This window comes from Shinella sp. 1A1 (assembly GCF_055379515.1).
The window spans coordinates 298,456-319,544 of record NZ_AP039671.1; the positions used below are offsets into that span (position 1 = coordinate 298,456).

Consider the following 21,089-nt stretch of genomic DNA (forward strand, 5'->3'; position numbering starts at 1 on the left):
AGACGAAACGATGGGCCGAAGATGCCCGCGGGAACGCTGAAAACAGGGGAATTTGGCATGGGTCATGCATCGATTTTCCGTGCGCTGGAGACGTCTCCGCGATGACGGAACGCGCCGAGGCAATCGCGGTCACGGACCTGCACAAGCGCTTCGGGCCTCTGGAGGTTCTCAAGGGCGTATCGCTGACCGCGCATGAGGGCGACGTCATCGCCATCATCGGCGGTTCCGGCTCCGGCAAGTCCACCTTCCTTCGCTGCATCAACATGCTGGAGCTGCCGAGCGCCGGCACGGTGACGATCCATGGCGAGACCATCGCCATGAAGAAGGACGGCCATGGCGGCATGATGCCTTCGGATCGCAGGCAGGTTCAGCGCATCCGCTCGCGCCTCGGCATGGTCTTCCAGAGCTTCAATCTGTGGCAGCACATGACGATCCTCGAAAACGTCATCGAGGCGCCGGTCCATGTGCTGGGCGTGAAGAAGGACGAGGCGGTCGAGCGGGCCGAGGCGCTGCTGCGCCGCGTCGGGCTCTACGAGAAGCGCGACGCCTATCCCGCCTTCCTGTCCGGCGGCCAGCAGCAGCGCGCGGCGATTGCCCGGGCGCTCGCCATCCAGCCCCATGTCATGCTCTTCGACGAACCGACCTCCGCGCTCGACCCGGAACTGGTCGGCGAGGTGCTTTCCGTCATCGGCGACCTCGCCAAGGAGAAGCGCACGATGATCCTCGTCACCCACGAGATGAAGTTCGCGCGCAACGTGGCGAGCCATGTCGTGTTCCTGGCGGGCGGCGTCATTGAGGAACAGGGGCCGCCCGAGGAGATCTTCGGCGCGCCGAAATCCGAGCGGCTCAAGAAATTCATCAGCTCCATCCACTGAGAACCATAAGACCAACAGAGGGAAGAACATGAAGAATGCCCTGAAGACAATCGCCCTTGCCGCCGCCATCGGCCTTGCGGCCGTTTCCGGCGCGGCCGCCGAACAGGTCCGCGTCGGCTTCGCCGCCGAGCCCTATCCACCCTTCACCTCGCCGGATGCCTCGGGCAACTGGGAAGGCTGGGAAGTGGACTTCATGAAGGCGATGTGCGCCGAGGCAAAGCTCGACTGTGTCATCACGCCGGTCGCCTGGGACGGCATCATCCCGGCGCTGACCTCCAACAAGATCGACATGATCATCGGCTCCATGTCGATCACGCCGGAGCGCCAGCAGACCATCGACTTCTCCGACAAGTACTATAACACGCTGCCGGGCATCATCGGCCCGAAGGACCAGAAGTTCGAGCCGACGCCCGAGGGCCTTGCCGGCAAGACGCTCGGCGTGCAGGTGGCGACCATCCACCAGGTCTATGCCAACAAGTACTTCGCCCCGGCCGGCGTGACGGTCAAGGAATACCAGACGCAGGACGAGGCCAACAACGACCTCGCCGCCGGCCGTATCGATGCGGTGCAGGCCGACTCCGTGGCGATGCTGGAATTCCTCAAGTCCGAGCAGGGCGCTGCTTGCTGCGACATGAAGGGCATGGTCAAGGACGATCCGGAAGTCCTCGGTCTCGGCGTCGGTGTCGGCCTGCGCAAGGGCGAGACCGAGCTGAAGGACAAGGTCAACGCCGCGATCAAGGCAATCCGCGAGAACGGCAAGTATGAAGAGTTCTCGAAGAAGTATTTCGACTTCGACATCTACGGCGGCTGATTTCGCCTGCGGGGCGTTTGCCCCTCACCCTAACCCTCTCTCCGCTTGCGGGGAGAGGGGACGCGTCCCACGCGGTGTTGCATTTCCGGGAAACCGGTGCGGCATATCCCCTTCGCCCCGCAGCCAAGGAGAAGGCGGCTGGCAGGCCGGATGAGGGGCGAGCCTCTCCCCGAAGAAGAAACGCCGCGAAATTGACCTGAAGGAATCTGAAACCCCATGGCCGATGCCGGATCGCTGATCAATTGGAGCCTGCTTGCCATCCAACCGCCCGGCTGGGGCGGGGTCCTGCTCGGCGGGCTGTGGAATTCCATCCAGATCGCCGTCGGCGGCTATGGGCTCGGCCTCGTCCTCGGCACCGGCGGCGCCATGGGCAAGCTCTATGGCGGGCCGGTCACGAAGGACCTGCTGGAGGTCTATACGACGCTGGTGCGGGCGGTGCCGGAACTCGTGCTGATCCTCATCCTCTATTATGCCGGCACGGACGTGCTGAACCAGATGTCCGCGGCCCTCGGCTGGGGGACGGTCGATATCAGCGGTCTTGCCGCCGGCATCTTCGTCATCGGCGTCGTGCAGGGCGCCTATTCCACCGAGGTGCTGCGCGGCGCGATCAAGGCGGTGCCGGCGGGCGAGATCGAGGCGGCGCGCGCTTATGGCATGTCGCCGGTGCAGATCATGCGCCGCGTCACCCTGCCCGCCATGTTGCCGCACGCCATTCCCGGTCTCTCCAATCTCTGGCTGATCGCCACGAAGGATACCGCTCTTTTGGCCGTCGTCGGCTTCAGCGAGCTGACGCTTGTCACGCGCCAGGCAGCGGGCAGCACCAAGGCCTATCTCTTGTTCTTCTGCGCGGCCGGCGTGCTCTATCTGATGATCACGCTCGTCTCGAACGTGCTGATCGGCTTCATCGAGCGCCATTACCGGCGCGGCATGACGAGGCCGGCCTGATGAGCGAGCAAACCATCTCCGCCATGGCGCTGACCGAGCTGCCGTCCAAGCAGAGCTTCTTCAAGCCGCACCGCATCGTGCTGATGGCGATCGCCGCCATCCTCGTCTTCTGTGTCGTCTGGTTCATGCGCTGGGACTGGGTGCCGAGATATTCCGGCCGCCTTGCCTATGGCGTCGGCGTCACGCTGCTGATGCTGTTCAGCACCGCCTTTATCGGCTTCCTCCTCGCCGTTCCGATCGGCCTCGTGCAGGTGACGGGGCCGTGGCCGCTCAAGATGCTGGCGAAGGGCTTCTGCACCGTCATCCGCGGCACGCCGCTGCTCCTGCAGCTCTGGCTGCTCTATTACGGGCTCGGCTCGCTGTTTCCGCAGTTCCCGAGCATCCGCAGCTCCTTCCTGTGGCCCTATCTGCGCGAGGCCTGGCCCTATGGCGTGGCGGCGCTGACCATCTCCTTCGCCGCCTATGAGGGCGAGGTGATGCGTGGCGCCTTTGCCGGCGTGCCGCGCGGCGAGCTGGAGGCCGCCCGCGCCTATGGCATGAGCCCGTTCACGGCCTTCCGCCGCATCTGGCTGCCGCGCGCCGTGCACCGTGCCCTGCCGACGCTGAACGGCGAGACCGTTCTCCAGCTCAAGTCGACGCCGTTGGTCGCGACCATCACGGTGATCGACGTCTATGCCGTCATCTCCAAGGTGCGGCAGGAGACCTACATCACCTACGAGCCGCTGCTGCTGCTGGCGCTCATCTATCTCTGCCTGACCGCCATCCTGGTGGTCGCCTTCCGCTATTTCGAAAGCAAGATCCCGACGCGTGGTGCCTAGATGACGATCCATACGACCCTGCTCAATTCCATGCCGGAACTGGTGGCGATCCGCCGCGACCTGCATGAACACCCGGAACTCGGCCTCGAGGAGGTCCGCACCTCCGACGTCATCGCGCGGCATCTCGAAAGCTACGGCTACAAGGTGACGCGCGGCCTTGCGAAGACGGGCCTCGTCGCGACGCTGACGAACGGCACGGGCAGCAGGTCCATCGGCATCCGGGCCGATATCGATGCGCTGCCGATCCATGAGGAGACGGGCCTTGCCTATGCCAGCAAGACGCCTGGCAAGATGCATGCCTGTGGTCATGACGGCCACACCACCATGCTGCTCGGCGCGGCCAAGGCGATTGCCGAGCGGCGCAATTTCGACGGCACGGTGCACCTGATCTTCCAGCCGGCGGAGGAGAATTTCGGCGGGGCGAAGATCATGGTGGAGGAGGGGCTGTTCGAGAAATTCCCCTGCGATGCCGTCTTCGCGCTCCACAACGAGCCGAACCTGCCCTTCGGCCAGTTCGCGCTGCGCGAAGGGCCGATCATGGCGGCGGTCGACGAGGCGCGCATCACGGTCAACGGTGTCGGCGGCCACGGCGCCGAGCCGCAGGAGACGCTGGACCCCATCGTCTGCGGCGCTTCCATCGTCATGGCGCTGCAGACCATCGTGTCGCGCAACATCCATCCGCTCGACCCGACGGTGGTGACGGTCGGCTCGTTCCATGCGGGCTCGGCCAGCAACATCATCCCGAGCCGGGCGGAAATCGTCGTCGGCATCCGCTCCTTCGATCCGGCCGTGCGCGACGAGCTGGAGCGCCGCATCCGCCTTATCGCCGAGCGGCAGGCCGAGAGCTACGGCATGAGCGCGGCGGTGAACTATCAGCGCTTCTATGACGCGACCGTCAACCACAAGGCCGAGACCGATCTGGTGCGCGCCCTCGCCACCCGCTTCGCCGGCGCCGACAAGGTGGTCGATCTCGAGCGTCCCTTCATGGGCAGCGAGGACTTCGCCTATATGCTCAAGGCGCGGCCCGGCACCTATTTCTTCCTCGGCGGCAGCACCGGCGGGAACGACAGGTCGCTCCATCACCCCGCCTATAACTTCAACGACGATCTCCTGCCCGTCGGCGCCGCTTTCTGGACGGAGCTGGCCGAGCACTACCTGCGCGCCGCCTGAGTTCGGCGGGCCTCCGCCCGCTGGTTCAGGCTCGGGATGTCGATGCGGCTCGCATGCATGGCGTCGGCGAAATGCCGCACGCGGGCGATTGTCGCGCTGCGGCAACGTGGGGCAGGGGGCCGGAATTGACCTTTCCCATTTCCGGGCCACATTCTTGCTGACGGCAGCCGAGAGGACTGCGGCGCTCGGAAAGGATGGGTCGAATGTTCGAAACGCTGGATGCAACGCTGCTCGCCCGGCTGCAATTCGCCTTCACGATCTCCTTTCACATCGTCTTTCCCGCCTTCTCCATCGGCCTTGCGAGCTATCTCGCCGTGCTGGAGGGCCTCTGGCTCTGGACGAAGGACGAGGTCTATTTCGCGCTCTTCAATTTCTGGAAGACGATCTTCGCGCTTACCTTCGGCATGGGCGTCGTGTCGGGCATCGTCATGTCCTACCAGTTCGGCACCAACTGGAGCGTCTTCGCCGACAAGGCGGGCCCGGTCATCGGGCCGCTGATGGGCTACGAGGTGCTGACTGCCTTCTTCCTCGAGGCGGGCTTCCTCGGCGTCATGCTGTTCGGCCTCAACCGCGTCGGCCCGAAGCTGCATTTCTTCGCCACGCTCATGGTCGCCCTCGGCACGCTGATTTCGGCGACCTGGATCCTTGCGGCCAATTCCTGGATGCAGACGCCCGCCGGCTTCTCCGTCAACGCGGCGGGCCAGTTCGTGCCCACCGACTGGTGGGCGGTGATCTTCAATCCGTCCTTCCCCTACCGGCTCGTGCACATGGTGCTGGCCGCCTATCTCACCACGGCCTTCGTGGTCGGCGGCGTCGGCGCCCTCCATCTCCTGCGCGGCGACGCGCCGAAGCGGGCGGGGAAGATGTTCTCGATGGCGATGTGGATGGCGGCGCTGGTCGCGCCCATCCAGATATTCGCCGGCGACATGCACGGCCTCAACACGCTGGAGCACCAGCCCGCCAAGGTCATGGCGATGGAAGGCCACTTCCAGAGCCATCCGGACGGCGCGCCGCTCATCCTCTTCGGCCTGCCGAATGCGGCCGAGCAGCGCGTCGACTACGCTATCGAGATTCCCAAGCTGTCGAGCCTCATCCTCAAGCACGACCTGAATGCGCCGCTGGCAGGCCTCGACACGGTGCCGCGCGACCTGCAGCCGCCCGTCGCGGTCGTCTTCTGGTCCTTCCGCGTCATGGTCGCCATCGGCTTCGCCATGCTCGGCCTCGGCCTGTGGTCGCTCTGGTGTCGCTGGCGCGGCACGCTCGGCGAGAACCGCTGGCTGCACCGCGCCGCCGTGCTGATGGGGCCGGCCGGCTTCCTCGCCGTGCTCGCCGGCTGGGTGACGACGGAGGTCGGCCGCCAGCCCTATACGGTCTACGGCCATCTGCTGACGGCCGATTCCGTCGCGCCCGTCGATGCGCCGGCCGTCGCGACCTCGCTGATCGCCTTCATCATCGTCTATTTCCTCGTCTTCGGCGCGGGCACCTTCTACATCCTGCGCCTGATGGGCCGCCTGCCGCGCGATCCCCTGCCCGAGGAAGAGGGTCCCATCCGCACGGCCGGCATCACGCCCGCCGCCGCCGTCTCCAGCAAAGCCGGGAGCCATCGCCATGGCGCTTGACCTTCCCTTCCTCTGGGCGGCCATCATCGCCTTCGCGGTGCTCGCCTATGTCATCCTCGACGGCTTCGACCTCGGCGTCGGCATCCTGTTCCCCCTCTTCAAGCAAAAGCACGACCGCGACGTGATGATGAATTCCGTCGCGCCCGTCTGGGACGGCAACGAGACCTGGCTGGTGCTGGGCGGCGGCGGGCTGATGGCCGTCTTCCCGCTCGCCTATGCGACCATCCTGCCGGCGCTCTACATGCCGCTCATCCTCATGCTGCTCGGCCTCATCTTCCGTGGCGTCGCCTTCGAATACCGCTGGCGCACGAAGCGCGGCGAGTTCCTCTGGGACATCGCCTTTGCCGGCGGCTCCATGGTGGCCGCCTTCATGCAGGGCGTGGCGCTCGGCGCGCTGGTGCAGGGCATTCCCGTCACGGGCCGCGCCTATGCCGGCGGCTGGTGGGACTGGCTGACGCCCTTCTCCGTCGCGACCGGCATCGCGCTGCTCGTCGGCTATGGCCTGCTCGGCGCTACCTGGCTGGTGATGAAGACGACAGGCGAGCTTGCCGCCCGCGCTCGCCGCTATGCCTTGCGCGCCGGCATCGGCACGCTCGCCGCCATGGGCGTCTTCAGCCTGTGGACGCCTTTCCTGGAGCCGCTCTATTTCGAGCGCTGGTTCGGCTGGCCGACCATCGTCTTCAGCCTGCTGGTGCCGCTGCTCGTGCTCGGCTGCTTCGCGATGCTGATCCATGGGCTGAGGACCGAGCACGATTCGCGGCCGTTCATCGCCGCGCTCGGCCTCTTCGTGCTCGGCTTTGCCGGCATCGGCATCAGCTTCTATCCCTATATCGTGCCGGCCTCGCTGACGATCTGGGAAGCCGCCGCGCCTGAGGAGAGCCTTGCCTTCCTCATCGTCGGCGCGGTCGTGCTCGTGCCGATGATCCTCGGCTACACCGCCTATGCCTACTGGGTCTTCCGCGGCAAGGTCGATCCGGAGGAGGGTTATCACTGATGACCGAAGAGCGCTCGACGGTCACGAAACTGCTGTGGTTCGCCGGCCTGTGGGCGGGCGGCGTGCTCGCCGTCAGCCTCGTCGGGCTCGCCATCAAACTGGCGCTCGGCGCCTGACATCACCCTACGTGAGGACATCCAGCCTCGCGCCAGCTTTCTTGCCTAGGTTCCGCCTCGGCCAGCATGCAGGCCCGCAGGCGAAAGACAGGACCGCACCCTCCTTTTGCCCACCCCCGGGCCTGCATGTGGCCTTGCGACACGCAGCCGCCTTTTCCCCACACCATTCCTCTGCTATCCGGGTCCGCAAAACAGGAGACCGGAATGGCGAAGACTGCGGCAGACTGCACGACGATGGCGGAAATCCGGGAGAACATCGACCGGGTCGACAACGGGCTGATGGCGCTCTTCGCCGAACGCTGGACCTTCATCCGCCGCGCCGCCGAGATCAAGGCGGGCCTCGGCATTCCCGCCGACGTGCCGGAACGCGTGAAGCAGGTGCGCGACAACGCCCACCGCAATGCCGAGGCGCACGGCCTCGAAGGCGGTTTCTACGAGGAAATCTGGGCGCAGCTTATCCAGCACGCCATCGCCTACGAGAAGGCGGAACTCGGCGAATCCTGATCTAGCCTGAGCTAGATCTGGTTGCGCCGGCCGAGATGGTCCTCCCAGTCGAGCGCGGTGCGCACGATGAAGGAAAGGTCGTCATGCTCGGGCACCCAGCCGAGCTCCTTCATGGCGACCGCCGGATCGGCGACGACGAGCACCGCGTCGCCCGGCCGCCGTTCGGCGAACCGCACCGGGAAGTCCTTGCCGGACGCGGCCCTGACCTTCTCCAGCACCTCCAGCACCGAAAAGCCGCGGCCATAGCCGCAATTGGCGACGATCGACCCGCCGCCCGCCCGCATGCGCTGCAGCGCCTTCAGATGGGCATTGGCAAGGTCCGAGACGTGGATATAGTCGCGGATGCAGGTGCCGTCCGGCGTCGGATAGTCCGTGCCGTAGACCTCCATGCCCGTGCGCTTGCCGAGCGCGGCCTCACAGGCGACCTTGATGAGATGGGTCGCGCCTTTGGTCGACTGGCCGGTACGCCCGCGCGGATCGGCCCCCGCCACGTTGAAGTAGCGTAGCGCCGTATAGGTGAAGTCATGCGCGGCGGCGGTATCGCGCAGCATGATCTCGGTCATCAGCTTGGAGGAGCCATAGGGCGATTCCGGCCGGAGCGCGGCGGTCTCCGACACCGGCTCGGTGCCGTCCGGCGTGCCGTAGACGGCGGCGGTGGAGGAGAAGACGAAATGCGGCACCTTCGCCGCGACGGCTGCGGCGATCAGCGCGCGTGACTTGACCGTGTTGTTCTCGTAATAGGAGAGGGGATCGGCGACAGATTCCGGCACCACGACAGAGCCGGCGAAGTGGATGATCGCATCGATGCGGTTTTCCGCGAAGATCTGCGCCAGCAACGCGGCATCGGCGATGTCGCCCTCGTAGAACCGGGCTTCCGGCGCCAGCGCCCAGCGGAACCCGGTGGAGAGCCGGTCGAGCACCACGACCTCCTCGCCGGCATCGACCAGCGCCCAGACCATGTGGCTGCCGATATAACCCGCCCCACCCGTTACCAGAACCGCCATGCAAACCTCCGAATCGCAAGAATAGCAGGCATATCAACCCGCCTGCCCATGGGACGCAACCGCAATTGCGCCCGGCCCTTTTCCCGTCCGAGAAAGGTAAGAATATGTCCGACCGCTTCATCGTTCTGTCCGGCTGCTCCGGCGGCGGAAAGTCCACCCTGCTGGCAGAGCTCGCCCGGCGCGGCCATGCCGTTGTCGAGGAGCCCGGCCGCCGCATCGTGCAGGAGGAACTGGCCGCCGGCGGCAGCGCGCTGCCCTGGCTCGACCTTGCCGCTTTTGCCCGCCGCGCGGTGGAGTTGGCGCTCGCCGACCGGCAGCGCATGGCCGGTCATCCCGGCCTCGTCTTCTTCGATCGCGGGCTGGTGGATGCCGCCTCCGCGCTGGAAGCGTCCGGCGGCGAGCTGGTCCTGGCGGCGCTTGCCGCGGCACATCGCTACAACCGCAAGGTCTTCCTCACCCCGCCCTGGCCGGAGATCTATGCCGGCGATGCGGAGCGCCGCCACGGCTTCGACGCCGCGCTCGCCGAATATGCTCGCCTCGAAACGACCTATCCGCTGCTCGGCTACGAGACGGTGATCCTGCCGAAGGCGCCGGTCACTGAGCGCGCCGATTTCCTGCTCGCCCGTCTGGCGGAATGATCAGCGCGCGGCGATGTAGCGGGCAAGCCGGTCGGCCGCTTCCGCGACCTGGCCGCTATCCCGAAGGAAGCAGGCCCGCATGAAGCGCTCGCCGCCGGGGCCGAAGGCCGTGCCCGGCGCAAGGCCGACATTGGTGCGGTCGACGATGTCGAGCGCGGCGAGGCGAGAATCCGTCACGCCGTCGATCTTCAGGAAGGCATAGAGCGCGCCGTCCGGCTTCAGCGTTTCCACCCGGTTGGTGGCGATCAGCGCGTCGCAGAAGATGTCGCGGTTCCGCGCCGCCTTGTCGATATTCGCCTGCACGAAGGCATCGCCCTCGTCGAGCGCCACGACGGCGCCCTGCTGCAGGAACTGCGGCACGCCGGAGGTGGAATACTGGATGAGGTTTTCCAGAACCTGGCCGATTTCCGGAGGGGCGACGATCCAGCCGACGCGCCAGCCGGTCATCGACCAGTTCTTCGAGAAGGAATTGACGAAGATCACCCGGTCGCCGTCCTCCATCACGTCGAGGAAGGAGGGCGCCCGGCCGCCGGCATAATGATAGAGCGCATAGATCTCGTCGGCCATGATCCACAGATCGTGCCGCCGGGCGATGGCGAGGAGGCTGGCAAGGTCCTCGCGCGTCGCCGTCCAGCCGGTCGGGTTCGACGGCGTGTTGACGAAGAGCACGCGCGTCTTCGGCGTGATCGCGGCCTCGACGCGGCCAAGGTCGAGCTGCCAGCGCCCGCCGGAAAAATCGAGCGGCACGGCGATGGTGTTGGCGCCGGAAAGCTCCGCCGCCGCGGCAAAATTCGGCCAGGCCGGCGTCAGGTAGACCATGTCGTCGCCGGGCGAGACGAGTGCCTCGATGGCAAGCTTGATTGCCTGCATGCCCGAGCCGACCACGTAGAAATGCTCGTCCGGCAACATCGCGCCGAAGCGCCGCGCATAGTAGCGCGACAGCGCCGCCCGAAGCTCCGGAATCCCCCGCTGCCAGGTGTAGAAGGTCTCGCCCCGCAGCAGCGCATCGGAAGCAGCGCGCGCGATGAATTCCGGCGTCGGCAGGTCCCCTTCGCCGACCCAGAGCGGGATCAGCCCCTCGCGCCCGCGCGCATAGTTGACGACTTCGACGATCCCGCTCTCCGGCGCACGGAGCGAGCGGGGGCTGAGGCTTTCGACGATGGTCATGGCGTCACTCCGCAATCCCGCCTTCGCCCGGAACGGCGAGATGCCCAGGATCCGGAGCTTTGTGTTTCAACCGCATTGTCCGATGCCGAAGCGATCCCGCCTCGGCTGCAAATGCTCTAGCGGTTTTTCCGCTGCCGTTCACGCGAGTTTCGCTGACGGATGCATCGAATTCGGTGATGGGAGGACGCTCGCCCCTCGCTCAGCCGTCAAACCCCATCAGGTCTTCCGCCCGCGGGCGGCGAAGGGGAACGTCCTTGAGGTTCTGGGCGACCTCGGCCAGCGCGGAAAGCGCATGCACGATGTTCTGCATGTCCCTTTCACGGGTGGCCGCGATGTCGATTGCGGGAAGGAAGGCAGGTTCTGACGATTCGGACTTCCGCATTGTCGCATCCTTTTCCGGATTGCTCTGCAAGGAAACGCCGGCTCCCACGACGCCCGGCTCACGAAATGTCACGCTCACTGTCACTCGAATGGTCTTTCATTCTGATTCGCCTAGCTTATCAGTTTTACCTTGCGTGAGAATCCCCTGAAACGAAGTGTGTTGTAAGCCGCGGAGGATTGGTCGGAAAAGCGTGCGGTCACGCCGAAACGGCGATGGAATCGCAGGCAAAAGATCAGGAGACTTTGTGGCTTCATGAGGGAAGAGATGGTGCCCGGAGGCGGATTTGAACCACCGACACGCGGATTTTCAATCCGCTGCTCTACCAACTGAGCTATCCGGGCATCCGGCTTGGATTTCGGGTGAAATCCGTGGGGCGCTTGGTTTCGCCCCGGAAGCGAGCGGGGTTATAGCATCTTGCGAAAATGTGTCCAGCCCCATGGGCGGTTTTTTGCGGGAAAAATGGCGGGCTTTTCAAGCTGCGGAAAAGATTGCGTTTTTGCCTTTGCGGCAGGCGTTACCGGTCGTCTTCGTCGGCTTTCGTCTCGTCGTCGGCGACGGGGATGGCGTAGGAGCCGGAGAGCCAGCGGTTGAGGTCGACGTCGCGGCAGCGGTTGGAGCAGAAGGGATAGTGCTCGCGCGAGGAGGGGCGACGGCAGATCGGGCAGGGGACGGCCTTGCGCAGGGGCGCCACGGTGGCGGAGGGCTTTTCGGTCTCGTCGGCCATGTCAGGCGTCCGCCCAGCCGGCATGCACGTCGAAGCCCTCGCCGGAAAGGAGGGCGAGCGTCTCGTAGAGCGGCAGGCCGACGACATTGGTATAGGAGCCTACCAGCTTGACGACGAAGCTGCCGGCAATGCCCTGGATGGCATAGCCGCCCGCCTTGCCGCGCCATTGGCCGGAGGCGAGGTAATGCTCGATGTCGCTGGCCGAGAGGCGCTTGAAGCGCACCTTCGTGTCGATGACCCTCTGGCGCACGGTGCGGTCCGGCGTGATGAGGCAGACGCCGGTGAAGACGCGGTGGCTGCGGCCGGAGAGAAGATGCAGCGCGCTGGAGGCCTCGTCGATCATCTCCGTCTTCGGCAGGATGCGCCGGCCGACGGAAACGACCGTGTCGGCCGCAAGGATGTAGCTGCCGGCAAAGGCCGGGTCGCCCTTGACGGCGGCGAGCGCCGCCTCGGCCTTGCCGGTCGACAGGCGCCGGGCCAGCGAGCGGGGATGCTCGGAGCGCTTCGGCGTCTCGTCGATATCCATCGGCATCAGGCGCGTGGGCGCAATGCCCGCCTGCGCGAGCAGTTCGACGCGGCGCGGCGAGCCGGAGGCGAGGATGAGCTTTTCGGTCTGCGCCATGATGTCTCCGGGAAAGCGCCGGGATGCGCCGGTCTTCGCTCTGCGGCGCAATGCCGGGCGAGGGCGCGGCCTCCGGGGCTTGCGGGAAGCCGCTTACTTGAAACGATAGGTGATGCGACCCTTGGTGAGGTCGTAGGGGGTCATCTCGACCAGCACCTTGTCGCCGGCGAGAACGCGGATGCGGTTCTTGCGCATGCGGCCCGCGGTGTGCGCGATGATCTCGTGCTCGTTTTCGAGCTTGACGCGGAAGGTCGCGTTCGGGAGCAGTTCCGTCACGACGCCGGGGAATTCGAGGACTTCTTCTTTTGCCATCTTTGAGCGATATTCCTGTGAGGTGGATTCGGGGAGGCAGGATGCCCGCCTCGAAAAGTTGCCGGAAACTACACAATCCCCGGTGCTTTGTGAACACCGAAGCGCCGGCTTTCTGCATTTGCCGTTCTTGCGGCCGTTTCCGCGTCAGCCGGGGCCTTTCAGCCGCTTCTCGATCAGCATCTTCAGGAACTCGCGAACGTCCCGGTAGGATGCCAGGATCTGCTCGCGCGTGCCGGTGGCGACCGTCGGATCGGGCGTCGGCCAGTACATCACGTCGACGGCCATGGAGCGCGTGAGCTCGAGGGCGGCGTGATGCGCCTCCGGGGCGAGCGTGACGATGAGGTCGAAGTAATCGTCCTCCAGTTCGTCGAGCGAATGGGGCGCATGGCGGCCGAGCGAAAGGCCGACCTCGCCGAGCACCGCGTCGACAAAGGGATCGCGCTCGCCGGGGCGCACGCCCGCCGAGGCGACATAGGTGCCGGGCAGGAGGCTGCGGGCGATCGTCTCGGCCATCGGCGAGCGCACCGCATTCATGCGGCACATGAAGAGGATCGAACGGGGCGTTCGCGGCCGGGCGTCCTGCACTGCCGGGAAGGCACCCTCCATCCGCTCACCCGCGCCAGTAGAGAACGCAGACGAGCGTGAACAGGCGACGGGCCGTGTCGAAATCGAAACGGATCTTGCCGGAAAGCCTGTCCATCAATGTCTGCGATCCCTCGTTGTGGATGCCGCGCCGGCCCATGTCGATCGCCTCGATCTGGCTTGGCGTGGCCGAGCGGATCGCCTGGTAGTAGCTCTCGCAGATCAGGAAGTAATCCTTCACGATGCGGCGGAAGGGCGTCAGCGAGAGGATATGCGTTGCGACCGCCTCGCCGGCCTCCGTGCGGATCGCGAAGACCAGCTTGGAATCGAGAAGCGAGATGTGCAGGCGGTAGGGGCCGCCGGCATGGCCGATCGGCTCGAAGGTGTTCTCCTCGATGAGGTCGAAGATGGCAACGGCACGCTCGTGCTCCACATCCGGCGTGGCCTGGCCGATCGTATCGTCCAGCACCACGTCGCAGAGGCGGAAGCTGCCCTTCGTGCCCATGCCTCACGTCTCCATGTTGAGCCGGATGGCGACGGAACGGGCATGGGCGCCGAGCCCTTCGGCTTCGGCAAGCGTCACGGCGGCGGGGCCGAGGGCGCGAAGCTGGTCGGGACCGAGGCGCAGGATCGACGTGCGCTTCATGTAGTCGAGCACGGAGAGGCCCGAGGAGAAGCGGGCGGAACGGGCGGTCGGCAGCACGTGGTTGGAGCCGCCGACATAGTCACCGATGACTTCCGGCGTGTGGCGGCCGACGAAGATGGCGCCGGCGTTGCGGATTGCCGGCAGCAGGGCGTCGGGATCGGCGGTGGCGATCTCCAGATGCTCGGCGGCGATGCGGTTTGCCAGCGGCACGGCCTTTTTGAGATCGGGCACGAGAATGGTCGCGCCGAAATCACGCCAGCTTGCGGCGGCCGTCTCCGAACGCGCCAGCGTCTTGAGCTGGCGCTCGACGGCGGCCTCGACGGCATCGGCAAGGGCAGGGCTGTCGGTGACGAGGATCGACTGGGCGCCGACATCGTGCTCGGCCTGGGCGAGCAGGTCTGCGGCAAGCCAGTCCGGATCGTTGTCGCTATCTGCGATGATGAGGACTTCCGAGGGGCCGGCGATCATGTCGATGCCGACCGTGCCGAAGACCTGGCGCTTGGCTGCGGCGACGAAGGCATTGCCGGGGCCGGTGATCTTGGCGACGGGGGCGATGGTCTGCGTGCCATAGGCGAGCGCGGCGACGGCCTGCGCGCCGCCGATGCGGTAGATCTCGTCGACACCGGCAATGCGCGCGGCGGCGAGCACGGCGGGGTTGATCTCGCCTTCCTTGGCCGGCACGACCATGACGAGGCGCGGCACGCCGGCGACCTTGGCCGGCACGGCGTTCATAAGAACCGAACTCGGATAGCTCGCGGTGCCGCCCGGAACGTAGAGGCCGACGGCATCGATGGCCGTCCAGCGCGAGCCGAGGCCGACGCCGATATCGTCCTCGTAGATGTCGTCCTTCGGCATCAGGCGGGCATGGTGCTTCTCGATGCGCTGGGCAGCAAGCTCGAGCGCGGCGATGATCTTCGGGTCGACGGCGTCATAGGCCGCCTCGATCTCCTCCAGCGACACGCGCATGGAGGTGGTCGAAAAATCGAGGCCGTCGAACTTCTTCGTATAGTCGGCGAGCGCCTTGTCGCCGCGGGCGCGCACATCGTCGATGATGGTGCGAACGATGGCGTTGACGTCCTCGGAGACCTCGCGCTTGGTGGTCAGGAAGGCAGCGAACCGGCTTTCGAAATCGCTGCTCTGGTAGTCAAGTCTGATCGCCAAGTCGAAAGTTCCCGTCGTCTCCCGGCGAAAGCGCCGGACCAATGCCTCAAACCGCCGGATGGCGGGGCTTCAAGCTGGTTTCCCATGCTCCGCCGGTATCTGCAAGCTGAACTTCGACGCATTCCACATCGAGGGCGACGGAAGCATTGCCGGAGAGTACGAGTTCGAGCGTGCCGTCCGGGCCCTCGCCCTTCTGGGCGAAGTTCACGGCGAGGAGAGAGAAGACGCTTTCCTTGTCCTTGCGGTCGATGCCGAGGGAGCGCACGGCGGTGACGCGCTTGAAGGCGATGACCGCGCGGCGGCGCTCGAAGCTCTTGCCGCGCCCGCCGGCTTTTTCCCAGACGAAGCGGTTGACGACGACCGAAAAGACATGGTGGCGGGCGTCATAGGCAAGGCCGTCGGTCTTGAAGACCGCGTCCTGCAGGTGGGCCGAGACGACGGAGAGGTCTTCCGTGTCGAGGGCGAGCAGTTTCAGGCTGTCCATTGTGCGTCCTTCCCGCGGATGGGCGGTATCTCGATTATTGATCACGAGATAGGACGGCGCGCGGCGGACTGCAACTCCGCCGCGCGCAGAAGCTTAGTCGCTGACGCGTTCGACGACCGCGCCGCAGCGCGTGAGCTTTTCTTCGAGGCGCTCGAAGCCGCGATCGAGATGGTAGACGCGCGAGACCATCGTCTCGCCTTCGGCGGCAAGGCCGGCGATGACGAGCGAGACGGAGGCGCGCAGGTCCGTCGCCATGACGGGCGCGCCGCGCAGGCGCTCGACGCCCTCGATCTTGGCCGTCTGGCCGGAGAGCGAAATCTTCGCGCCGAGGCGGGCAAGCTCCTGCACATGCATGAAACGGTTCTCGAAGATCGTCTCGGTGATGTGCGAAATGCCGCTCGACTTGGTCATCAGGCCCATGAACTGCGCCTGGAGGTCCGTCGGGAAGCCCGGGAAAGGATCGGTCACGACGTCGACCGGCTTGATGCCGCCGCCGTTGCGCACGATGCGGATGCCGCTTTCCGTCGAGGTGATCTCGGCGCCGGAACGGCGGATCGCTTCGAGTGCGGTATCGAGCAGGGAGGCTTCCGTGCCTTCCAGAACGACGTCGCCGCCTGTCATGGCGACGGCCATGGCATAGGTGCCGGTCTCGATGCGATCAGGCAGCACGCGGTGGCGCGCGCCGGAAAGCTGGTCGACGCCTTCGATGGTGATGGTGGAGGTGCCGGCGCCGGAAATCTTCGCGCCCATGGCGTTGAGGCACTTGGCAAGGTCCTGCACTTCAGGCTCGCGGGCGGCATTGCCGATCACGGTCGTGCCGCTGGCAAGGGTCGCGGCCATCATCATGACATGCGTCGCGCCGACGGAAACCTTCGGGAAGCTGTAGCGCGCGCCGATCAGGCCGCCCTCGGGCGCCGTCGCCTCGACATAGCCGCCGTCGATCTCGATCTTCGCGCCGAGCGCGGCCAGTGCCTCGATGAAGAGGTCGACCGGACGCGTGCCGATGGCGCAGCCGCCCGGCAGCGAGACGCGGGCCTTGCCCTCGCGGGCGAGCAGCGGGCCGATGACCCAGAAGGAAGCGCGCATCTTCGAGACCAGCTCGTAGGGGGCGGTCGTATCGACGATGTTGCGCGAGGTGAAGTGAACGGTGCGCGAATAGCCTTCGCCCTGGCGCTCGCGGCGGCCGTTGACGGAGATGTCGGCGCCGTGGTTGCCGAGGATGCGGATGAGCTGCTCGACGTCGGCAAGATGCGGCACGTTTTCCAGCGTCAGCGTGTCGTCGGTGAGGAGCGAGGCGATCATCAGCGGCAATGCGGCATTCTTGGCGCCGGAGATCGGGATGATGCCCCGAAGCTCATTGCCGCCTACAATCCTGATACGATCCATGCGTGACTACGGGCCGTGCCCGCCTTTCCTAGTGAGTATAGGCTTTCGGAGATGGCGGCTTCTTAGAGCATCGCGATCGAAAAATGAAGACCGTGCCGGCCGCATGGTTATTTGCGCCCGGTTCCGGAAACCGTCCCCCGTAGCCTTCATGATGAAGACATCCCCGACTAACCGTCCGATTCGTCTTTTTTTGCGGCAGGAAGCCCCACCGTCTCGTCCGCATCGCCCGCGCGCCGGGCGCGCGCCTGCTGCTTGCGGCGCTGCAGGTTGTCCCGCAGCGTCTTCGCCAACCGCTCGGCCCGAAGCTCCGCTTCCGTCCTGATCTTCCGGCTTTCCGTGTCGTCTTTCCCGCTCATGTCCCCTCTCATACTGAAAACGCCCCTGCGAAAAAAGCGCCGCGCATATCAGATTTGTTACGATAATCGCGATTTGGCCGCTTGCACTGCCCGATCACCTGTGGCAATAGGCCCTCGCTCACGCGGAACAGCCCTGTTTCGCAAGATGCTGCTATAGCTCAGGGGTAGAGCACTCCCTTGGTAAGGGAGAGGCCGAGAGTTCAAATCTCTCTAGCAGCACCATTCTTTCAATCACTTAGCGAAGCTCCCGTTTCTGTCCTGACAGAAATGCTGACAGTTATCGTTTCCTGCCCACCGTCGCGGCGATGCTCTTTTGATATTCCGGGCTATGGTGACCGTACACATCTTCGAGCATTTTCGGGCTCATTCCCAGATAGTGCGCAGCATCCCATATCTCCGCTCCGGCGAGCATGAGCCAAGTTGCAGCGGTGTGCCGCAGGATGTGAGGGGTAATCTCCTTGCCAAGGCCGGCCGCATCGCGTGCTGATGCCCATGCCTTCCTCTGCTTGTCGACGGGGCTTCCGCGATAATGAATGACGAAGGCGATGGGCGGCTTCGCGGCCATGTCTTCCTTTCGCCAGCGCTTCAGGAAGCCCATCAGTCGATCCGGTATGCGAACTGTAGGCCGGCGCTTTTTCGTTTCCTGCTCGTCGTCGCCGCAGCGATGGATCACGCCGGCTTCCACGTCGATGTATCCGCCCAGGGTGTTTGGCACCCATCCAAGCCGTCGCATCGCTCCTGACCGCGTGCCCGTGTAGAGGCCGATAAGGATCAGGCGCCGCAGCGCGCGACCGGCGTCCTTGCTTTCCGCCTTCCGCGTAGCCCACAAGAGGCGCGCCGCCTGGTCGCGCCTGAGCCAATCCGGACGGGCGTCCGAAGCCTGCGGTAGCGTGACCACTGGCAGCGCATCAAGGGGAGTTTCGGCGTGGTAGGCGTTGATTGCCGCCCTGAGAACCGTCAATTCGCGGCGCGCTGTTTCGACACTGACGAGTTTCGGTTCCTTTGCCTTTTTCGCCTGCCGAATCGGCTGGGCGGCTCTAAACGACACATAGTCCTGGCAAGACGAGCGCTTGACGTCCGACAGGTACTTTCCCTGCCACCAACTGAGTAGGCGCTCGATCGCGTAGCTGGTCGTATCGGATCGCTGTCCAGGGGCGATTTCTCTGGCGTAGAAGGTCAGGATGTCTTCGACGCGGAGTCGAGATGGACGACTGTCGCTCGGTGGCTGATATTTTTCGCCAATGTACTCTTTGAGCCTTTCCTCAGCGCTCTCGCGCTCTGCAAGGCTGCAGCCAGTGCCGCGCTTTGTTGTGCCGTCTCGGATGTACCAGAGGCCTGACTTCTTGTCGTACCAGAGGCGGGCTCCCTTTGCTGGACGCGGCATTTTTCCCTCATTTCCCTTATCGCTGCACGGGTCACGAAGTCGCGCCGGCCAATCCGTTCGATGACGAGATTGCCTCTCGCAGCCTCGGCCCTCAACGTGGCTGGCTTGATCGCACCTCTGAATACGATACAGCAAGCCTCGGCAAGCGTCATGGGCTCGTCGTCTTGAGTGATCTGAGCGCTCATGCCCTTCCCTCCTGCCAGTTCTTGAATTCAGCCCGTAGCGAAAACCAGCGCTCGCGGGCGCTGTCATCGGTGTTGAGGTCGGCGCGCGACTGAATTCGAAGGATCGACCGGACGCGCGTGTTGATGCGTTCGTCGTCGGTCGCTTCAAGGCCATGCCTCTCGCGCAGGAAGGTGCGGAACGCCTGCTTGCTGCATTGCATTGCGCATTCCGCCGCATAGTCCTTCGACTTCTTCGGAGGATCGAGGCGCTTGATCTCCGAGAGCGCCCAACGAAACCGCTCGGCGAGCTTGTCGTATATCGCGAGAAGCCAAATTAGATCGTCTCGCGCGTGTAGGACGAGATCGCGATCTTCGATGAATACCGCAGACGAGAAGGTGAGGACTTCTGGAAGGTCTCCACCCTCGCCGGCCGTCATGGTTAGGTGATCTCCCGCCGTGATTTCCCAGATCGGCGAGGAAGAAGTCACGCGGTTCCTGATTGCGTCGAGGCGCAGTTGGGCGGGAGATGCTGTCGGTTCCGCTGCCGCCATCTCAAATATCCGTCCGGTATTCGTAGCGGCCAAATCGCTCGGCGACGATGCGGCCGGCGTTTCGGTGTGGCCGAACGTAAATTCCGAGGAAGATGGCAAGGCTGCGCCAGCCGCCGGCGTGCATGACGCTGCGGATATCGAGCCCCATCTCAAGCGCGTTGTTCGCGAAGCTGGAGCGACCGCACGTGTGGCTCGGCTTGTAGGATATGCCGGCGCGTTCGCAGACCTTCCGGATGCGGGCATTTACGGATTGCCGGTGCGCGAAACCGAATACGCGGTCTTCCGGCCGGGCGTTCTCCTGGAGGTCCATAAGGCGAGCCGCGACCTCGCTCGTAAGTGACCGGAGCGAGTTGCGATCGGTCTTCGTCTTGACCAGCATGGCGTTCCGCTGACGAAGGTCCACCTCGCTCCAGCGCAAATTGATCGCCTCGGTAACGCGTGCGCCGGACGTCGCCATGAAGAGCACGAGCGCCGCCAGACGATCATGACCGTCCTGCACGGCCTGGCGCACGAAGGTGTGCAGCCACGTCGGCGATGCAGGCTCGCGGCGCTTCGGTGTTTCCTCACGGAATCGGCGAAGGCGCATGTATCCGCACTCATAAGCATGGATCATCACGGCGCGCGCCGGCGCCAATGCCTGCTGGTTGAGCGTCGCGTTCGAGCCCTCGGGATAAAGCGCCTTCGCCATCTGCTTTATGTCGAAAGGAAAGATCTCCGAGAGCGGCCTGTCACCGAAATGTGCAACGATCCGCTCAAGGTATCGCGCCTCGCCGCCATGCCTGATGTGGCTAGCCGCAGCTTGGGCGAAGGTTTTGCCGGTCGGCGCGACGCGTGGCGCGAGATAAACCGCCTCGTCTGCCTCCCAGCGTTCCGCGCTCGACAGGGAATCAGTCATCGCCGCCTCCGGAGGATACGTTGGAGGAGCTTTCGCTTAGAAGCGCTCGGCCAATGAGTTCTGGAATTGTCGGGATGACGGCGTTGCCGCACGGCCCTAGGCGGTGAAGTCCTCGGGGAAGCCCATCATCCACTCCCAGAAGCGCGGGTTGGGAGAACCTTTCCTCGAAGAAATCGATCGGGTTTCCTTGCCAACATGGCTCGACTGGTAGCCCCGCAAGGCCGTCAGCAAGTCCCCCCGGCCGCCCCGGTCCCCATCCGATGCCCGCGGCGTTGGCAACAAGATAGACCCTGTCCCGCTTGTGCGGACGTCCGGCGTCAACTGCCTGAATGCAATCCCATTCCGTGTCATACCCCTCTTCGGCCAACGCCCCGAGAACAACGCCCATTCCGCGGCCGAGGAGCGCCGCCACGTTCTCCATGATCCCGACTGCCGGTCGTACCAAGCGAATGGCTCGTATAGCTTCCCAGAAGAGAGAAGAACGGTGTCCGGCAAGTCCGGTGCTTGGGCCCGCAAGACTGATGTCTTGGCAGGGGAAACCAAAGGTGACGGCGTCAATGGAGCCCAGGCGGGCGATCTGTTCTGCGTCCACGGAATGAACGTCTTGAAGATTTCGGACATGCGGCCAATTCTTTCGCAGGATACGGGAGGGCTCGGGCGCGAGCTCGCAAAACGCAGCTGGCTCAAACCCGCCGGTCCTTTCGAGTCCTAGGGCGAAGCCACCAATGCCGGTGAAGAGGTCGAGGACGCGCATCATTTGAGGCGACCCCGCTTCATCG

General features: G+C 65.0%; 25 protein-coding genes and 2 tRNA genes. 10 read left to right on the forward strand and 17 right to left on the reverse strand.

Going from position 1 to position 21,089, the window contains the following annotated elements; genetic code table 11:
* The first annotated feature begins 101 nt into the window (after window positions 1–101).
* The 8 genes from ACZ48C_RS01470 (at window position 102) to ACZ48C_RS01505 (ending at window position 7,852) form a co-directional block, all read left to right on the forward strand.
* Window positions 102–875: an ABC transporter ATP-binding protein gene (locus ACZ48C_RS01470; RefSeq protein ID WP_119257566.1), complete on the forward strand. Its 774-nt coding sequence runs from the start codon at window positions 102–104 to the stop codon at window positions 873–875.
* Window positions 876–903: 28 nt separating this feature from the next.
* Window positions 904–1,686, forward strand: a complete 783-nt coding sequence (locus tag ACZ48C_RS01475) for a transporter substrate-binding domain-containing protein (protein WP_464781967.1) — start codon at window positions 904–906, stop codon at window positions 1,684–1,686.
* Window positions 1,687–1,902: 216 nt separating this feature from the next.
* Window positions 1,903–2,631 (forward strand): ABC transporter permease, encoded by a 729-nt coding sequence (locus tag ACZ48C_RS01480; RefSeq protein WP_424549174.1) that lies wholly within the window; start codon window positions 1,903–1,905, stop codon window positions 2,629–2,631.
* Window positions 2,631–3,449 (forward strand): ABC transporter permease, encoded by an 819-nt coding sequence (locus tag ACZ48C_RS01485; protein ID WP_119257569.1) that lies wholly within the window; start codon window positions 2,631–2,633, stop codon window positions 3,447–3,449. Before ACZ48C_RS01480 ends, ACZ48C_RS01485 begins: the two co-directional genes overlap by 1 nt.
* Window positions 3,450–4,619, forward strand: a complete 1,170-nt coding sequence (locus tag ACZ48C_RS01490) for a M20 aminoacylase family protein (RefSeq protein ID WP_464781968.1) — start codon at window positions 3,450–3,452, stop codon at window positions 4,617–4,619.
* Window positions 4,620–4,822: 203 nt separating this feature from the next.
* Window positions 4,823–6,238, forward strand: coding sequence for a cytochrome ubiquinol oxidase subunit I (locus ACZ48C_RS01495; protein ID WP_119257571.1), 1,416 nt, complete (start codon window positions 4,823–4,825; stop codon window positions 6,236–6,238).
* Window positions 6,228–7,232, forward strand: a complete 1,005-nt coding sequence (gene cydB, locus ACZ48C_RS01500; protein ID WP_464781969.1) for a cytochrome d ubiquinol oxidase subunit II — start codon at window positions 6,228–6,230, stop codon at window positions 7,230–7,232. Before ACZ48C_RS01495 ends, cydB begins: the two co-directional genes overlap by 11 nt.
* A gap of 320 nt (window positions 7,233–7,552) precedes the next feature.
* A complete protein-coding gene (locus ACZ48C_RS01505; RefSeq protein ID WP_463621404.1) occupies window positions 7,553–7,852 on the forward strand; it encodes a chorismate mutase family protein in 300 nt (99 codons plus the stop codon).
* A gap of 11 nt (window positions 7,853–7,863) precedes the next feature.
* On the opposite strand, the gene galE is transcribed toward ACZ48C_RS01505, so the two are convergent.
* The gene (gene galE / locus ACZ48C_RS01510) at window positions 7,864–8,856 is read right to left on the reverse strand and encodes a UDP-glucose 4-epimerase GalE (protein ID WP_464781970.1); all 993 of its coding nucleotides are present in this window, start codon (window positions 8,854–8,856) and stop codon (window positions 7,864–7,866) included.
* A 104-nt stretch (window positions 8,857–8,960) separates the two neighbouring features.
* On the opposite strand from galE, the gene ACZ48C_RS01515 reads away from it, so the two are divergent.
* Window positions 8,961–9,494, forward strand: a complete 534-nt coding sequence (locus ACZ48C_RS01515) for an AAA family ATPase (protein WP_464781971.1) — start codon at window positions 8,961–8,963, stop codon at window positions 9,492–9,494.
* Here ACZ48C_RS01515 and ACZ48C_RS01520 read toward each other — a convergent pair whose 3' ends face one another.
* The 12 genes from ACZ48C_RS01520 to ACZ48C_RS01575 all read right to left on the reverse strand — a co-directional run bounded on the left by ACZ48C_RS01520 (window position 9,495) and on the right by ACZ48C_RS01575 (window position 17,316).
* On the reverse strand, window positions 9,495–10,661 hold the full coding sequence (locus ACZ48C_RS01520) for a pyridoxal phosphate-dependent aminotransferase (protein ID WP_464781972.1): 1,167 nt from the start codon (window positions 10,659–10,661) through the stop codon (window positions 9,495–9,497).
* A 199-nt stretch (window positions 10,662–10,860) separates the two neighbouring features.
* Window positions 10,861–11,043: a hypothetical protein gene (locus tag ACZ48C_RS01525; RefSeq protein WP_464781973.1), complete on the reverse strand. Its 183-nt coding sequence runs from the start codon at window positions 11,041–11,043 to the stop codon at window positions 10,861–10,863.
* A 265-nt stretch (window positions 11,044–11,308) separates the two neighbouring features.
* Window positions 11,309–11,384, reverse strand: a tRNA-Phe gene (locus ACZ48C_RS01530).
* A 173-nt stretch (window positions 11,385–11,557) separates the two neighbouring features.
* Window positions 11,558–11,767 carry a DNA gyrase inhibitor YacG gene (gene yacG / locus ACZ48C_RS01535; RefSeq protein ID WP_318910843.1) on the reverse strand — a complete coding sequence of 70 codons (210 nt, stop codon included), beginning with the start codon at window positions 11,765–11,767 and terminating at the stop codon, window positions 11,558–11,560.
* Between the two features lies 1 nt (window position 11,768).
* Complete coding sequence (locus ACZ48C_RS01540; protein WP_119257593.1) at window positions 11,769–12,389, reverse strand: Maf-like protein; 621 nt, start codon at window positions 12,387–12,389, stop codon at window positions 11,769–11,771.
* A 93-nt stretch (window positions 12,390–12,482) separates the two neighbouring features.
* On the reverse strand, window positions 12,483–12,701 hold the full coding sequence (gene infA, locus ACZ48C_RS01545) for a translation initiation factor IF-1 (RefSeq protein ID WP_004435948.1): 219 nt from the start codon (window positions 12,699–12,701) through the stop codon (window positions 12,483–12,485).
* A gap of 144 nt (window positions 12,702–12,845) precedes the next feature.
* Window positions 12,846–13,307 (reverse strand): arsenate-mycothiol transferase ArsC, encoded by a 462-nt coding sequence (locus tag ACZ48C_RS01550; protein WP_119257594.1) that lies wholly within the window; start codon window positions 13,305–13,307, stop codon window positions 12,846–12,848.
* Window positions 13,308–13,311: 4 nt separating this feature from the next.
* Complete coding sequence (locus ACZ48C_RS01555; protein ID WP_119257595.1) at window positions 13,312–13,788, reverse strand: UPF0262 family protein; 477 nt, start codon at window positions 13,786–13,788, stop codon at window positions 13,312–13,314.
* A gap of 3 nt (window positions 13,789–13,791) precedes the next feature.
* Window positions 13,792–15,090, reverse strand: coding sequence for a histidinol dehydrogenase (gene hisD, locus ACZ48C_RS01560; RefSeq protein WP_464781974.1), 1,299 nt, complete (start codon window positions 15,088–15,090; stop codon window positions 13,792–13,794).
* 46 nt (window positions 15,091–15,136) lie between these two features.
* Window positions 15,137–15,574, reverse strand: a complete 438-nt coding sequence (locus ACZ48C_RS01565) for a DUF2948 family protein (protein ID WP_119257597.1) — start codon at window positions 15,572–15,574, stop codon at window positions 15,137–15,139.
* A 93-nt stretch (window positions 15,575–15,667) separates the two neighbouring features.
* Entirely contained in the window at window positions 15,668–16,960 is a 1,293-nt protein-coding gene (gene murA / locus ACZ48C_RS01570; RefSeq protein WP_464781975.1) for a UDP-N-acetylglucosamine 1-carboxyvinyltransferase, read from the reverse strand.
* Window positions 16,961–17,127: 167 nt separating this feature from the next.
* Window positions 17,128–17,316 (reverse strand): hypothetical protein, encoded by a 189-nt coding sequence (locus tag ACZ48C_RS01575; RefSeq protein ID WP_318910850.1) that lies wholly within the window; start codon window positions 17,314–17,316, stop codon window positions 17,128–17,130.
* 147 nt (window positions 17,317–17,463) lie between these two features.
* Between ACZ48C_RS01575 and ACZ48C_RS01580 the strand changes: the two genes are divergently transcribed.
* Window positions 17,464–17,538, forward strand: a tRNA-Thr gene (locus tag ACZ48C_RS01580).
* A gap of 55 nt (window positions 17,539–17,593) precedes the next feature.
* Here the strand turns inward: ACZ48C_RS01580 and ACZ48C_RS01585 are convergent.
* The 4 genes from ACZ48C_RS01585 to ACZ48C_RS01600 all read right to left on the reverse strand — a co-directional run bounded on the left by ACZ48C_RS01585 (window position 17,594) and on the right by ACZ48C_RS01600 (window position 21,067).
* Window positions 17,594–18,700 (reverse strand): tyrosine-type recombinase/integrase, encoded by a 1,107-nt coding sequence (locus ACZ48C_RS01585; protein WP_464781976.1) that lies wholly within the window; start codon window positions 18,698–18,700, stop codon window positions 17,594–17,596.
* Window positions 18,701–18,881: 181 nt separating this feature from the next.
* Window positions 18,882–19,415: a hypothetical protein gene (locus ACZ48C_RS01590; RefSeq protein WP_464781977.1), complete on the reverse strand. Its 534-nt coding sequence runs from the start codon at window positions 19,413–19,415 to the stop codon at window positions 18,882–18,884.
* 1 nt (window position 19,416) lies between these two features.
* Window positions 19,417–20,310, reverse strand: a complete 894-nt coding sequence (locus ACZ48C_RS01595; protein ID WP_464781978.1) for a tyrosine-type recombinase/integrase — start codon at window positions 20,308–20,310, stop codon at window positions 19,417–19,419.
* Window positions 20,303–21,067 (reverse strand): DNA cytosine methyltransferase, encoded by a 765-nt coding sequence (locus ACZ48C_RS01600; RefSeq protein ID WP_464781979.1) that lies wholly within the window; start codon window positions 21,065–21,067, stop codon window positions 20,303–20,305. The genes ACZ48C_RS01595 and ACZ48C_RS01600 overlap by 8 nt, the downstream gene beginning before the upstream one ends.
* Window positions 21,068–21,089 lie beyond the last annotated feature (22 nt).

What these genes read in the sequence shown, in the direction of transcription:
- ACZ48C_RS01470 (WP_119257566.1), top strand. Translation starts at nt 102, where the DNA reads ATGACGGAACGCGCCGAGGCAATCGCGGTCACGGACCTGCACAAGCGC.
- ACZ48C_RS01475 (WP_464781967.1), top strand. Translation starts at nt 904, where the DNA reads ATGAAGAATGCCCTGAAGACAATCGCCCTTGCCGCCGCCATCGGCCTT.
- ACZ48C_RS01480 (WP_424549174.1), top strand. Translation starts at nt 1,903, where the DNA reads ATGGCCGATGCCGGATCGCTGATCAATTGGAGCCTGCTTGCCATCCAA.
- ACZ48C_RS01485 (WP_119257569.1), top strand. Translation starts at nt 2,631, where the DNA reads ATGAGCGAGCAAACCATCTCCGCCATGGCGCTGACCGAGCTGCCGTCC.
- ACZ48C_RS01490 (WP_464781968.1), top strand. Translation starts at nt 3,450, where the DNA reads ATGACGATCCATACGACCCTGCTCAATTCCATGCCGGAACTGGTGGCG.
- ACZ48C_RS01495 (WP_119257571.1), top strand. Translation starts at nt 4,823, where the DNA reads ATGTTCGAAACGCTGGATGCAACGCTGCTCGCCCGGCTGCAATTCGCC.
- cydB (WP_464781969.1), top strand. Translation starts at nt 6,228, where the DNA reads ATGGCGCTTGACCTTCCCTTCCTCTGGGCGGCCATCATCGCCTTCGCG.
- ACZ48C_RS01505 (WP_463621404.1), top strand. Translation starts at nt 7,553, where the DNA reads ATGGCGAAGACTGCGGCAGACTGCACGACGATGGCGGAAATCCGGGAG.
- galE (WP_464781970.1), bottom strand. Translation starts at nt 8,856, where the DNA reads ATGGCGGTTCTGGTAACGGGTGGGGCGGGTTATATCGGCAGCCACATG.
- ACZ48C_RS01515 (WP_464781971.1), top strand. Translation starts at nt 8,961, where the DNA reads ATGTCCGACCGCTTCATCGTTCTGTCCGGCTGCTCCGGCGGCGGAAAG.
- ACZ48C_RS01520 (WP_464781972.1), bottom strand. Translation starts at nt 10,661, where the DNA reads ATGACCATCGTCGAAAGCCTCAGCCCCCGCTCGCTCCGTGCGCCGGAG.
- ACZ48C_RS01525 (WP_464781973.1), bottom strand. Translation starts at nt 11,043, where the DNA reads ATGCGGAAGTCCGAATCGTCAGAACCTGCCTTCCTTCCCGCAATCGAC.
- yacG (WP_318910843.1), bottom strand. Translation starts at nt 11,767, where the DNA reads ATGGCCGACGAGACCGAAAAGCCCTCCGCCACCGTGGCGCCCCTGCGC.
- ACZ48C_RS01540 (WP_119257593.1), bottom strand. Translation starts at nt 12,389, where the DNA reads ATGGCGCAGACCGAAAAGCTCATCCTCGCCTCCGGCTCGCCGCGCCGC.
- infA (WP_004435948.1), bottom strand. Translation starts at nt 12,701, where the DNA reads ATGGCAAAAGAAGAAGTCCTCGAATTCCCCGGCGTCGTGACGGAACTG.
- ACZ48C_RS01550 (WP_119257594.1), bottom strand. Translation starts at nt 13,307, where the DNA reads ATGGAGGGTGCCTTCCCGGCAGTGCAGGACGCCCGGCCGCGAACGCCC.
- ACZ48C_RS01555 (WP_119257595.1), bottom strand. Translation starts at nt 13,788, where the DNA reads ATGGGCACGAAGGGCAGCTTCCGCCTCTGCGACGTGGTGCTGGACGAT.
- ACZ48C_RS01565 (WP_119257597.1), bottom strand. Translation starts at nt 15,574, where the DNA reads ATGGACAGCCTGAAACTGCTCGCCCTCGACACGGAAGACCTCTCCGTC.
- murA (WP_464781975.1), bottom strand. Translation starts at nt 16,960, where the DNA reads ATGGATCGTATCAGGATTGTAGGCGGCAATGAGCTTCGGGGCATCATC.
- ACZ48C_RS01575 (WP_318910850.1), bottom strand. Translation starts at nt 17,316, where the DNA reads ATGAGCGGGAAAGACGACACGGAAAGCCGGAAGATCAGGACGGAAGCG.
- ACZ48C_RS01585 (WP_464781976.1), bottom strand. Translation starts at nt 18,700, where the DNA reads ATGCCGCGTCCAGCAAAGGGAGCCCGCCTCTGGTACGACAAGAAGTCA.
- ACZ48C_RS01590 (WP_464781977.1), bottom strand. Translation starts at nt 19,415, where the DNA reads ATGGCGGCAGCGGAACCGACAGCATCTCCCGCCCAACTGCGCCTCGAC.
- ACZ48C_RS01595 (WP_464781978.1), bottom strand. Translation starts at nt 20,310, where the DNA reads ATGACTGATTCCCTGTCGAGCGCGGAACGCTGGGAGGCAGACGAGGCG.
- ACZ48C_RS01600 (WP_464781979.1), bottom strand. Translation starts at nt 21,067, where the DNA reads ATGATGCGCGTCCTCGACCTCTTCACCGGCATTGGTGGCTTCGCCCTA.